A 12,109-nucleotide genomic window follows, 5' to 3' on the forward strand; every position below is an offset into this window, starting at 1 on the left:
ATTTTGTAACACGTAACATACGGGTTACTGAAGCGCTACATTGCTGAATGTAACGCTGCCGAGCGACACCGTCAGTCCGCCGAGCAGCTTGGTGTAGCCGGTAGTCGGGGTGAACGAGGCGTCATATCCGCCGTTAAACACTAGCGCAACGTTACGGTTGAAGTTAAAGGGTCCGGTGAAGTCCAGGGTCCTCGCCATGATGGTGTCGCCCGTTACGGCGGCGGCATATGCATCGGCAAGAGAGGCGAAGGTTGTTTCCGTCATGCCGTTGATGAGCTTGAGATTGGGCGTGACGGAGAAGGTCGCGGTGACTGCCTTGTCGGCGTCCATGGTCACGTTGCAGTCTCCGACGCTTGCCGTGCATGCGCCGCTCCAACCGCTGAAAACCGAACCGGAGTTGTCGGGCGTAGCCGTGAGGGTTACGGTCATCCCCTTATCGAAGTCAGCGGAGCAATTGGTTGCTGAACCGCTCTGGCAGGCAATTCTGGAATCAGGGGAAACGCTGGTGACGGTTCCATTGCCGGTGCCCGTAGTCGTAACGGCAAGGGTTTGGAGAACAGTGAAGAGCCCGGATCCCGCGTCGCCGCCAAGGGTGTTGACAACGAATGGCCCGGTGGAGGCTCCGGCAGGGACAGTGACGGTGATCTGGGTTGCCGAGTTGACGACAAAGGGCGCGTTCTGGCCTGCGAGAGTGACGGACTGGGTTGTTTCGAAATTGCTGCCGGTGATGGTTACGGTACTTCCCGCTTTACCGGACTGGGGGGAGATGCCGGAAACCGAGGGCATGCTGGGTGCCCCGAAAACCGCCCCCTCGCCCACGGCAAAGGGTCTCACGCGGAAACTGGTTGTATAGAACGTCCAGCCGGTCTTGGATGCGCCGAGAGTGACCCAATCGTTGGGCTCCACATTGGGAACGACGATGAGGCCGTTATTGGCGGAGGTCGAGGTTCCACCAAAGGTAATGCCGTCTGATGAATAGTATGCCGTGTAGGTTTTGCCCATGCCGCTTTGGATCGAAGCTACGGCGCCGCCTATCGGGTTGCCGCTCTGGTCTACGACGCGGGCCGTAATCACCCCTTTGCCGGCGTAGACACCCCAGCTATTCACTTCGGCCTGAGTGAAGAGAAGGAACGGTGCAGTGGTAGTAACGGCAGAGCCGCCGTTGATGACGGCGGAGACGGCGGGCAAATAGCCTGTCTTCTCTGCCACGAGGTCATAGGTGCCGTTGGCGGGAAGTCCGCCGAGCGAAAAGGAGCCGGTCCCGACCTGGCTGGTTGTCGTGACTGACGGGTTGCCCCCCAGGCTGACGGCAACACCACCCAGAGGAGCGCTGCCGGAATTCACGACCAGCCCCGAAAAGGATCCGGCTGTTCCGACGCTGAAGCTGCTGGTACTTTCCACGGGCCCGACACCGCTGGATGTCACCTGAATAGTGCCGGTGGTCACTCCGGGTGGAACCGTAACAGTCAATCTGCTCACAGTTGCATTGGTTACGGTTGCCGTAGCCCTCGCCATGCTGCCGGCAAACGTAACGACGTTATTGGCGGGAGTGGTGCTGAAGTTGAGTCCGTCAATGTACACGGTTGTGCCGGTATTGCCTCCGGCGGGGCTGAATCCGTTGATGGCCGGTCCGGTGACCGGGGTGAAAACGGTCTGGCGGAACGCGGCGTTGCCGGCTGCATCCCTTACGCTGACGCTCCACTGATACGTCTTGTTTGGTTCAAGAGGGCCGAACGCCTCATTGTTCTGGTTGTAGGTGACCGAGGTGGTCGTGGACGGCAGGTCCTCGATATGCCATATCTGGTTGTAGTTTGTGGCGTCGCTGACTTGAACGGTATAGGTGTAGGAGGCTGGAGGAGACGAGGGGGCTGCCCATGAGAAGAGTTGGTTCTGATTAAATTGAATATTGCCTGTCGGCGCCAGGTTGGTGGCAAAGGCGTCCAGAACCGTTGAAATGGTGACGGTGGTCGGGGTCGGAGAACTGTCTCCCTCGTAAGTGATGTCAAGATTGTACTGACTGCCGGGGGTCGGCCGCGTGGAGTTGATAAACACCCATGACGAGAATCCCCAATCATTAAGCCCAATATCGATGGGCACGGCTATATTCGGGCCGGAGGTGACCACCACGGTGACCGGCTTCTTGCGCATGCCGTCAATTGCGAAATTAAGGCTGTAATTGTCGAAATATCCCCATTGGGAGTTGCCGGTCCAGTGGTTCGTCATGATGGAAGCAAGAGAATCGACAGCCGTCATGGTGGCCGAAACGCCGGTCACGTTCCGGCCATTCACAACAACCTGGGGTGTGTTGAATTCACCGAGCACCACGTCCCCGAAGTCCTCAGTCCCGCTGTTGTTCATGTCCAGAAAGGCAAAGAGGAAGTAGGTGCCGTCCTCGACACCGGTGATGGTGAAGGCTTGAGATGACGAGGGATTAGATATGGCGGCGGCGGCAACCTTCGGCTGATCGCTTGACTCATCTACTACAGCCACGTAGAGGGTGCCGCTGGCAGGGGTAATGCCGTTGATGGAGATGGTACCGCTTACGCTTCTGGCTCCCTTTTTCGGCATGACAGGCATCCAGGAGGAGGTGACGGGTGTCTGGCCTGACGCATGGGCAGTGACCCTGTACCAGTATGAGGATTGCCCAGCTGTATGAGCCCAGACACCTTGATCGCGGTTTTTAATCCCGGTCACGGTTCCGAGGACGGGGCTACCGGTGGGAGAAGAACTCCACGAGACATCAAACGTTTCAGCCACGGGATATTCCCGGTTGTACTGTTCGGAATAATAGAAGTCACTGTCCAGCATGAGGAACACCGCGCCGTCAGCCGCCAGTGGCGTGGCCAGGGGGCTGTATTCAGCGCTGAAGGGCACGCTGGGATTGGCCAGCGCGATGGTCCCGACATTATACGTTGTGTCGCTGGTGACCTGGACAGAAGAGGAGATACCCGTCGGATCGTTGGCGTGCTGAACCCCCAGACCGGTAACATCGAGGAAGGCGTCCACGGTATACGTATTATTGCTGGTGACCCCTCTGATGGAAAAGGGGAGTGTCTGCCCGGCAGCAATTGTGAACGAGGTTCCGAAACTGTTGTTGGAGGCCCTGAGATAGACGCGCCCCGTCTTGCCGCTGCTGTTCTGGACGGTGCCGGTCAACGTTGCGGCCCAGGTTCCGGTTGAGACAATAATTGTCAAAACCGCCGCCAATACAACTCTGAAAATGCCAACATTCCGACCATGTAAGACCATTTTTCCAATCCTCCTTCAAGCCTGTAGAACACCGCTTCACGCTCTCCCTGACAGAGGTAGCCCGGGAAGAGTAATCACTGTATTATTGCGTAACAGCAATATGTATACCCAACAAGGACCGCAAAATGATCTCAATATAGCACGAAATATTTCAGTGATGAATCGGGAGATACAACATGAGGGAAACGTGGGTAACGCCTTTGCCCGGCAGGATGTGGATAAAAAAAGCGGCAATCCTTTACATGAAGGATTGCCGCTTTAAATGGTGATCCCAAGGGGACTTGAACCCCTGTTACCGACGTGAAAGGCCGGTGTCCTAACCACTAGACGATGGGACCAAACTCTATATTCGCTTCTGAACCTGTGCCGCAGCCACTGTCGACACTGGCCGTCCGCCAGATGTTGAACTGGCTGGGGTGCAAGGATTCGAACCTTGGAATGCCGGAATCAAAATCCGGTGCCTTACCGCTTGGCGACACCCCAAGAGGAAGGACAATTATCTATCACGAGCCCCAGGATGCGTCAAGCATTTTTTTCAATTTTTTCTTCCGGGCATCCCTACCCCTCGTTAACCCGGTAGATACTCCCATGCGCTTCAGTAGATAACTTCTCAAAGACTCGCGCCCGGATCCCTCACGAATCCGGCCGGGTCAACCGGGCAAATCCGCAGGCGTAGCAGGGCTACGTTGAGGATTTTGCGAGGAAGAGCCGGGCAAAGACGACCTGAAGACGGAATGCGGGACCGAAAGTTCAGTTCCTAGCCGCCATACCCCGCGCCGGCGGCAATGGCCTTGACGTTGGCGGGGATGAAGCGATGGTTGCGCTCGGGAAGCGTTTCCTTGAGGGCATCTTCAAGTGACTGGAGAGAAACCGCGCCGGTCCTGGCGGCATAGGCGCCAAGCGCAACCATGTTGACCATGCGCGGATCGCCCAGATCCACGGCAATGTCGTTCATGGGGATGGCGACTACTGTGATGTCGGAACGCATGCCTGCCGGCACGTCCACCAGTGAGCTGTTAACGATACAGAGCCCGTCGTTTTTGACCCTGGCGAAGAATTTGTCAAAAGATGCCTGGTTGAGGATGACCGCAACAGAAGGGCTGCCGATGACGGGGGATCCCACTTCGTCGTCGGCGATGACAACGGTGCACATGGCGGCGCCGCCCCGCTTCTCAACTCCGTATGAGGGGAAGAATGAAACGTTTTTCCCTTCGATGATGGCCGCTTGGCCCAGGATGTTTCCGGCGAGCAGGACTCCCTGGCCGCCGAAGCCGGCAATGAATACGTCGTGACGCATGAAAATACTCCCTGCTTAAAGTTGAGCGGTGTTTTTGAAGACGCCGAGCGGGAAATAGGCACACATTTCGGCCCCTACCCGTTCGTTGGCAGCCAGGGCGTCCATGCCCCAGTTGGTGGGACATGAGGAGAGTGCCTCGATAAAGGAAAACCCCTTGCCCTCGGCCTGATAACGGAAGGCTTTCTTGATCTGGCGCTTGGCGTCCATGAGGTTCTTGGGGTTGTTCACGGCGACCCTGGCCGAAAAGGCTACCCCCTCCAGCTGAGCCAGCAGTTCCGCCATCCGGATGGGTGAGCCGTCCTTCTCGTTCTTCCTGCCATAGGGCGAAGTGGAAGTCCTTTGCCCGACCAGAGTGGTGGGAGCCATCTGGCCGCCGGTCATGCCGTAGGTGGTGTTGTTGACGAAGATAACTGTGATATCTTCGCCGCGATTGGCCGCATGGATGATTTCGGAGGTGCCGATGGCGGCCAGGTCCCCGTCTCCCTGATAGGTAAAGACAAAGGCGTCGGGACGGGCCCGCTTGACCCCGGTGGCCACGGCGGGAGCCCGGCCATGGGGCGCCTCGACCACATCGATATCGAAGTAGCCGTAGAGAAAAACGGAGCATCCCACCGAGGCGACCCCGATGGTCTTCTTCTGCACGCCGAATTCATCCATGGCCTCGGCCACGAGGCGATGGAAGGTGCCGTGATGGCACCCCGGGCAGAAGTGGGTCTGGACATCCTTGAGACTGACCGGCTTTTTGAAGACCTGTTGCATATGTACCTCAATAAAATTTTCTGATCTGTTCAAGCAGTTCTTCCGGCGTGGGGAGTGAACCGGCTCCGGGGGGCCTGCCGTAGAAAAAGACGTCGGTGCCTGCGGCAACGGAGAGACGGACATCCTCAACCATCTGACCGGCGTTCAGCTCGATATCGAGCACCTTTTTACAGCGTGCCGTGACGGTGCGGTACGCCTTCTCCGGAAAGGGGAACAGGGTAATGGGGCGCAGAAGCCCTACTTTAAGCCCCTGCTCCCGGGCGCTCATTACCGCGGACTTGGCGATGCGGGCCGCGGAGCCGAAGGCGGTCACCAGGAATTCGGCATCGTCGAGCATGAATTCCTCCCAGCGCGCCTCTTTTTCCTTCAGTTCGGCGTAGCGGGCATGGAGCTTCCAGTTGTGGGCTTCAAGTTCGCCGTCACCCAGGTACAGGGATTTGACCACGCGCTGTTCGCCGTCACCCTTGCCCCGCACGATCCAGTCTTTGGGCGGCAGCACGCATGAGGGGCGCGGGTTGGGGGTGAGTGACTCCTTCATCTGGCCGATGACCGAATCACCGAAGACCATGGCCGGCATCCGGTAGATGTCGGAGATGTCGAAGGCGAGCATGGTCAGATCGTACATCTCCTGGACCGACGAGGGTGCGAGGACGATGATGTGATATCCACCGTGCCCTCCTCCCTTGACCGCCTGGAAGTAATCCGCCTGGGATGCGTCGATGCCGCCGAGCCCCGGACCCGAACGGCAGATGTTGACGATGACGCCGGGAAGTTCGGCGCCGGCCATGTAGGATATCCCCTCCTGCTTGAGCGATATGCCGGGACTTGACGATGATGTCATGGCCCGGACGCCGGTGGCAGAGGCCCCCAGGAGCATGTTGATGGATGCGATCTCGCTCTCTGCCTGAATGAACTCGCCGCCCAGGCCGGGGAGTTCGCGGGACATGTATTCGGGAATATCACTCTGGGGTGTGATGGGATAGCCGAAATAGTAGCGGCATCCGGCCTCAATGGCGGCCATGGCCAAGGCCTCGTTACCCTTCATGAACAGTCGCTTTGTCAAAGCTGCCTCCATACAGATGGTGTTTCAGATACTGTCGACTCTATTTATAAACCTTAATAGCAACGTCAGGGCATATCTCCGCACAGAGAGCACAGCCGGTACATTGATCCTGGCTGGTCATGACGGCGGTGACATAGCCGTATTTATTGATCGTGCTACTCATCACGATCAGCTTGCGCGAACAGGCGAGCGTACAGAGACCACACCCTTTGCACCTCGATTCATCAATCTCAATTTGAGCCATGAAGCCGTATCCTTTCTCCTCTGCATTGCTGTATACAGAAGTGGTACATAACGTATCAAAAGTTGAAGCTATGGGTCAATCTCATTTTACAAGTATATTTCAACGATTTATCACTTGCTTTTGCCTGACAATGCAGCTAAATATGTACTCAGGTTATTCATGTAATTCTCACAACTCAAAGGAGGGAGTCAATGGCGCCGACATTATTGGAATTGACCGCGAGTATTGTATCTTCACACGCTGCTGTGTCAGAGCTTTCCACGGAAGAACTGGTTCAGGAAATTCAAAAGGTTCATTCCACTCTGCAACAGCTTGAAGGCGGTGCTGCTGCACCCGAGGCTGCAGCTGAGGAAGCCAAGGCCCCGGCCATGACACTCAAGAAAGCATTCCAGGCCGACCAGGTATGCTGCATGATCTGCGGCAAGGGTGGAATGAAAACCCTTACCCGCCACCTGGCCCAGGTGCACCAGATGAAGCCGGGCGAATATCGCAAGCAGTTCAACATCCCCAGCAGCCAGCCGCTTACCGCCAAAAAGTTCTCCGAGGCGCGCAAGCAAATGGCCAAAGACCGGGGACTTGCCGAAAACCTCGCCAAGGCACGCGCCGTGCGCGCCGCCAAGATTCAAGAAAAGAAGGCTACGGCCGAAAAGCCGGCTAAAACCAAGGCTACCCGCGCCAAGAAAGCTACTGCCTGATTACGATATCCTGCTCGTGGCACCAGGAAGCCGTTCGCCCAGCGAACGGCTTTTTTCTTTTCCGCGCCTGCTATGATTAAGATACACGGGGCTAAAGCGAGCCGCCGGCCGCCATAAGCTCCTTGGTCAATGAGGCAAACTCATGCAGGGACAGCGTCTCACCGCGCCTTCCCTCATCGATGCCGCAGCGTGCCAGAACATCCCTGATGCCGTCCGTCGGTACACCCAGCGCCCCTCCCTTCAAACAATTCCAGAGCGTCTTGCGACGCATGGCAAAGGATGCCTTGACCACCCGCCTGAAGTAGTCCTCGTCCCCCACGTCCACCCGTGGCTGCGCCAGGGGAACAAACAAGAGAACCACTGAATCCACCTTTGGCACAGGATGGAACGAGCCGGGCCTGACGAGGATCTCACGGGTCACATCAAAGTGAAGCTGGAACAGGACCGACAGGACACCGTACTCTTTGCTCCCCGGCCCCGCAGCGAGCCTGTTTCCCACCTCTTTCTGAAGCATGAGTACGAGTCGGCTGAATAGATCCCGGGCATCGAGCAGTCTGAACAGGACCGGCGTGGAGATGTTATAGGGCAGGTTTGCCGCCACCTTCCAGGGAGGCGTGCCGTACCGGCCGAGGGTTTCGCGGAGATCCAGGTCGAGAATGTCACCTTCGATGATCGTGACCGAGGGATTTCCGGAAAAACTGCCGCGCAGGAGCGGCACCAGACGGTTGTCCAGTTCAACGGCCACGAGCTGTCCGGCCAGTTCCGCCAGATATGATGTCAGAGCTCCCTTGCCGGGGCCGATCTCCAGTATCCGTTCGCCGGCACCGGCACTCACCAGGGCCGCAATGCGGGAAAGAACCGAACGGTCAGTGAGAAAGTTCTGCCCGAGCGCCTTCCGGGCACGGATGCCGTCCCCTCTCACCCTTCCCTCCCCGACCTGAGCAGGTCAAGTGGCCAGTTCACCCGTGCGTCAAGCGCGAGACCGCCCTGCTCGCCACAGCTCAGGTAGTAGTCACCCGGCACGGCGATCATGGCGGCATTGTCACCGCACAGCGACGGCGACGGGATCATGAGCTCCACGCCCCGAGCAGCGGCGGCATGGGCCATTTCCCGCCGCAGCGCACTGTTGCAGGCTACCCCGCCTGCCACCACGACCCGGTCAATGCCTGCCGCCTCCGCGGCACGAAAGGTCTTTTCCACCAGCACATGACAGACGGCCTTCTGGAACGAGGCGCAGAAGTCGGCCAGGGATTTCCCCTCGGGAAGCCCCTGCTTCTTCACCGCTGAGAGCACCGCGGTCTTGAGGCCGCTGAAGCTGAAGTTGAAGCTGCCGTCGTGGAGCAGAGGCCGCGGAAAGGCAATGGCATCCGGGTCACCGGCGGAGGCCAGGCGATCAATCTCGATGCCGCCCGGATAGGGGAGGCCCAGCAGTTTGGCTACTTTGTCAAAGGCTTCGCCAGCCGCATCGTCCAGGGTCTGGCCGAGGGTGGTGCACCGGCCGATGCCGTCGACCCGGTACAGGTGGGAATGCCCCCCCGACACCACCAAGGCCAGATAGGGATAGGCGACCTCGCGTTCAAGAAAAATGGCGGCTAGGTGCGCTTCGATGTGATTGACTCCTACCAGGGGCAGTCCCCGGGCAAAGGCGATGGATTTGGCCACGGACAGGCCGACCAGGAGAGCGCCGGCCAGTCCGGGCCCCTGGGTCACCGCAACCCCTTCCACGTGATCGAGGGTCACGTCCGCCAGGCGCAGGGCCTCGCCGATAACCGCGGGAATGGTCTCCAGGTGTTTGCGCGAGGCGATTTCGGGTACAACCCCGCCGTAGACAGCGTGATCCTTCACCTGGGAGGAAACCACGCTCGACAGGATGGAACGCCCGTCGCGCACCACGGCGGCGGCGGTTTCGTCACACGATGTTTCGATGGCAAGTACGAGCATGGAATGCTAGAGGAGGTTCGCCGCCAGTTCCGCCAGCTCCGACCGCTCACCCTTGGTCATGGTGACATGGCCGGCGATGGGCACCCCTTTGAAGCGCTCCACCACGTAGGTAAGACCGTTGGAGGATGCGTCCACGTAAGGGTTGTCGATCTGGTAGGGATCGCCCGTGAGCACGATCTTGGTCCCCTCGCCGGCCCGGGTGATGATGGTCTTGATCTCGTGGGGGGTGAGGTTCTGGGCCTCGTCCACGATCATGAACTGAAGCGGAATGGAGCGGCCGCGAATATAGGTCAGTGGCTCGATATCCATGATTCCCATGGCCATGAGCTCCTTGTACCCCTTGCTGTGCCGCTTTTCGGCCTCGTGGCCCGAGAGGAGAAGTTCCACGTTGTCGAAGATGGGCTGCATCCACGGGGTCAGTTTTTCCTCGATGTCACCCGGAAGGAAACCCAGGTCGCGTCCCATGGGGAATACGGGACGGGAGACCAGAAGCCGGTTGTAGACGTTTTCCTCGGCGGTTTTGTGGAGTCCGGCCGCTATGGCCAGAAGCGTCTTGCCGGTGCCCGCCTTGCCCACCAGCGTCACGAGCTTGATGGAGTCGTCCAGCAGGGCGTCAAAGGCAAATGCCTGTTCCCGGTTGCGGGGATGGATGCTCCAGACCCCGTCTTTGCCGTTTTTGGCGATGGGGGTGATCCGCTTCTGGTCGGCACGGTATTTTCCCAGGGCAGTGTGGGAGGGGTTGGCCGCATCGCGCAGGGTGACGAACTGGTTGGGGTGCAGGTCGTAGCCGGTAAGATCGACCCACCCCTGACCGTGAAAGCGGTCCACCATCTCCGCCGACACCTCGAGTTCAGTGAAGCCGGGATAGAGTTCCTCAATATCGACCTTGTCGGACTCATAGTCTTCCGCCTTGAGGCCGAGGGCGTCGGACTTGATGCGCAGGTTGGTATCCTTGGTCACGAAGATGACCGGCGTGGCCTCATCCTGCTCCTTGACCCTGAGCGCCACGGCCAGGATCCGGTTGTCGCCCCGCTCCTCGCGCAGTTCGGGAGGAAGCACCTTCATGAATTTCTCTTCGTACATCTCTACGCGCAGGGTTCCGCCGGTTTCGAGGGCAATGCCGTTGGCGAGGGAACCGGTTGCCCGCATTTCGTCAAGGTAGCGTGAAAGCTGCCGGGCGTTGCGGCCGGTCTCGTTCATGTCCTTTTTGAACCGGTCGATCTCCTCGATAACGGTTATGGGAATGATGATGTTGTTTTCCTCAAACTTGAAGATGGCCTGGGGATCGTAAAGAAGGACGTTGGTATCGAGCACGAAGTTTTTGATCATGTGAGTTTGCTTTCGTTGGCTAAAGTGGAATGACGCGTCCTGCCGGACGCACTATTTGTCGATCACGTGCACCTGGAGCCCCGAAGAGAGGGCGAGAATCTTGATGTAGACCGGGCGTTCCCGGTATCGGGCATCGAGAATAACTTCCCCCTCGCGGTTGAGGGCGGCAAGGACACTCTCGGGGGATTCCTTGATCTGGTAGAAACTGTAAATCCCTGTTCCGTAAAGCTCGTCCTTGGTTACGGGCCGTTCCGGGGGGAGCGAACAGCCGGCAACAGCGAGAAGCAGGACAAAAGCCGCGGCGGCGGCACGCACACCTGCGACGAACACCGGCATACCTTTACCTTTCACGGCTGCCACCTTTCTCATCCACCGACAATCTCGCGAAGAGCACGCAGAAAGAGCTCCACCTCGTTGTCGGTGGTAAAAAAACCGGGGCTCACCCTCACCGTCCCCGTGGGATAGGTTCCGATGGTCCTGTGGGCCGAGGGTGCACAGTGGAGGCCCACTCTGACGCTGATGTCGTGGTCGTGGTCAAGGCGGAAACCGATTGTCTGCGGATCCGTGTCCGTGGCGGAAAAGCTGACGACGCTCCCGCGGGGTTCGTCGGCGGCCGGGCCGTGAACGGTTACCCGTCGCATGCCGGCAAGCCCTTCCAGTATCTGCCGGACCAGAGAGGTTTCCCGCTCCCTGATGGCAGAAATCCCCGTCCGCTCGATGAATGCCACCCCCGCCCCGAGGCCGGCGATGCCGGGAGTGTTGAGGGTGCCGCTCTCGTACCGCTCGGGCATGGCGGCCGGCTGTTCCTCGTCGGAAGAGTGGACGCCGGTCCCCCCCACCATGAGCGGCGTGAGCTCGACCCCATCGGCCACGTAGAGGATGCCGGTTCCCTGGGGCCCGAAGAGTCCCTTATGTCCGGGTGCCGCCAGCAGATCTATGCCGATTGCCGGTGCATCCAGGGGAATCATGCCGGCAGACTGGGCCGCATCCACCAGCAGCAGGGCGCCCCGCTTTTTCACTTCAGCGCTGATCTCTTCAACGGGCTGCAGCGCACCGGTAACGTTGGAACAGTGAGAGAGGGCCACAAGACGCGTGTTTGGCCTGATGGCGGCGGCAACGGCGTCCGGAGTAACGAATCCCCGGCGGTCGGCGGAAACCCTGGTTACCTCCACGCCGCGCCCCGAGGCGGCATGGAGCGGTCTGACCAGGGAGTTGTGCTCCACAGTGGTGGTAACCACGTGGTCGCCGGGGGAGAGAAGCCCCGAAATCGCCAGATTGAGCGCTTCGGTAGCACTGTGGGTAAACACCACACGGGAGGAATCGGCCACCCCCAGCAGTACTGCCACCGCCTCACGCGCCTCGAACACGATCCGTGTTGCTTCAATGCTCCGCCGGTGCCCTCCCCTGCCGGGGCCGACCCCCACCCGGCGCAGGGCGTGGTCAACGGCTTCGTAGACCGCATCGGGTTTGGGGAAAGAAGTGGCGGCATTATCCAGATATACTGACATGAGAAAAAATTAGCACGCAGCCTG

The 12,109-nt window shown here is 59.1% G+C and carries 11 protein-coding genes and 2 tRNA genes; 1 reads left to right on the forward strand and 12 read right to left on the reverse strand.

Annotated features, from left to right (window positions below):
* Positions 1–24 precede the first annotated feature (24 nt).
* From AABA48_RS06690 to AABA48_RS06720, 7 genes are all read right to left on the reverse strand, one after another.
* Positions 25–3,195 carry an IPT/TIG domain-containing protein gene (locus AABA48_RS06690; protein ID WP_286352457.1) on the reverse strand — a complete coding sequence of 1,057 codons (3,171 nt, stop codon included), beginning with the start codon at positions 3,193–3,195 and terminating at the stop codon, positions 25–27.
* Positions 3,196–3,512: 317 nt separating this feature from the next.
* Positions 3,513–3,587 (reverse strand) — tRNA-Glu (locus AABA48_RS06695).
* 70 nt (positions 3,588–3,657) lie between these two features.
* A tRNA-Gln gene (locus AABA48_RS06700) sits at positions 3,658–3,732 on the reverse strand.
* A gap of 274 nt (positions 3,733–4,006) precedes the next feature.
* Entirely contained in the window at positions 4,007–4,546 is a 540-nt protein-coding gene (locus AABA48_RS06705; RefSeq protein WP_214302364.1) for a 2-oxoacid:acceptor oxidoreductase family protein, read from the reverse strand.
* A gap of 15 nt (positions 4,547–4,561) precedes the next feature.
* Positions 4,562–5,305 (reverse strand): thiamine pyrophosphate-dependent enzyme, encoded by a 744-nt coding sequence (locus AABA48_RS06710; RefSeq protein ID WP_214302365.1) that lies wholly within the window; start codon positions 5,303–5,305, stop codon positions 4,562–4,564.
* Between the two features lie 7 nt (positions 5,306–5,312).
* Entirely contained in the window at positions 5,313–6,368 is a 1,056-nt protein-coding gene (locus AABA48_RS06715; RefSeq protein WP_014551691.1) for a 3-methyl-2-oxobutanoate dehydrogenase subunit VorB, read from the reverse strand.
* Positions 6,369–6,408: 40 nt separating this feature from the next.
* Positions 6,409–6,612, reverse strand: a complete 204-nt coding sequence (locus AABA48_RS06720) for a 4Fe-4S dicluster domain-containing protein (protein WP_010942507.1) — start codon at positions 6,610–6,612, stop codon at positions 6,409–6,411.
* A 191-nt stretch (positions 6,613–6,803) separates the two neighbouring features.
* On the opposite strand from AABA48_RS06720, the gene AABA48_RS06725 reads away from it, so the two are divergent.
* Positions 6,804–7,307, forward strand: a complete 504-nt coding sequence (locus AABA48_RS06725) for a MucR family transcriptional regulator (protein ID WP_014551692.1) — start codon at positions 6,804–6,806, stop codon at positions 7,305–7,307.
* A gap of 91 nt (positions 7,308–7,398) precedes the next feature.
* Here AABA48_RS06725 and rsmA read toward each other — a convergent pair whose 3' ends face one another.
* From rsmA to AABA48_RS06750, 5 genes are read right to left on the reverse strand one after another with little or no spacing between them, the layout of a single operon-like run.
* Complete coding sequence (rsmA, locus tag AABA48_RS06730; RefSeq protein WP_014551693.1) at positions 7,399–8,229, reverse strand: 16S rRNA (adenine(1518)-N(6)/adenine(1519)-N(6))-dimethyltransferase RsmA; 831 nt, start codon at positions 8,227–8,229, stop codon at positions 7,399–7,401.
* Positions 8,226–9,248 carry a tRNA (adenosine(37)-N6)-threonylcarbamoyltransferase complex transferase subunit TsaD gene (gene tsaD, locus AABA48_RS06735; RefSeq protein WP_324310038.1) on the reverse strand — a complete coding sequence of 341 codons (1,023 nt, stop codon included), beginning with the start codon at positions 9,246–9,248 and terminating at the stop codon, positions 8,226–8,228. Before tsaD ends, rsmA begins: the two co-directional genes overlap by 4 nt.
* Positions 9,249–9,254: 6 nt before the next feature.
* Positions 9,255–10,577, reverse strand: a complete 1,323-nt coding sequence (locus AABA48_RS06740) for a PhoH family protein (RefSeq protein WP_010942511.1) — start codon at positions 10,575–10,577, stop codon at positions 9,255–9,257.
* Positions 10,578–10,628: 51 nt separating this feature from the next.
* Positions 10,629–10,928 (reverse strand): hypothetical protein, encoded by a 300-nt coding sequence (locus AABA48_RS06745; protein WP_235044857.1) that lies wholly within the window; start codon positions 10,926–10,928, stop codon positions 10,629–10,631.
* A gap of 14 nt (positions 10,929–10,942) precedes the next feature.
* Positions 10,943–12,085, reverse strand: a complete 1,143-nt coding sequence (locus AABA48_RS06750) for an aminotransferase class V-fold PLP-dependent enzyme (RefSeq protein WP_338271221.1) — start codon at positions 12,083–12,085, stop codon at positions 10,943–10,945.
* Between the last annotated feature and the right edge of the window lie 24 nt (positions 12,086–12,109).

Source organism: Geobacter sp. 60473 (assembly GCF_036323535.1).
Taxonomy (GTDB): Bacteria; Desulfobacterota; Desulfuromonadia; order Geobacterales; family Geobacteraceae; genus Geobacter; species Geobacter sulfurreducens.

What these genes read in the sequence shown, in the direction of transcription:
- AABA48_RS06705 (WP_214302364.1), bottom strand. Translation starts at nt 4,546, where the DNA reads ATGCGTCACGACGTATTCATTGCCGGCTTCGGCGGCCAGGGAGTCCTG.
- AABA48_RS06710 (WP_214302365.1), bottom strand. Translation starts at nt 5,305, where the DNA reads ATGCAACAGGTCTTCAAAAAGCCGGTCAGTCTCAAGGATGTCCAGACC.
- AABA48_RS06720 (WP_010942507.1), bottom strand. Translation starts at nt 6,612, where the DNA reads ATGGCTCAAATTGAGATTGATGAATCGAGGTGCAAAGGGTGTGGTCTC.
- AABA48_RS06725 (WP_014551692.1), top strand. Translation starts at nt 6,804, where the DNA reads ATGGCGCCGACATTATTGGAATTGACCGCGAGTATTGTATCTTCACAC.
- tsaD (WP_324310038.1), bottom strand. Translation starts at nt 9,248, where the DNA reads ATGCTCGTACTTGCCATCGAAACATCGTGTGACGAAACCGCCGCCGCC.
- AABA48_RS06740 (WP_010942511.1), bottom strand. Translation starts at nt 10,577, where the DNA reads ATGATCAAAAACTTCGTGCTCGATACCAACGTCCTTCTTTACGATCCC.
- AABA48_RS06750 (WP_338271221.1), bottom strand. Translation starts at nt 12,085, where the DNA reads ATGTCAGTATATCTGGATAATGCCGCCACTTCTTTCCCCAAACCCGAT.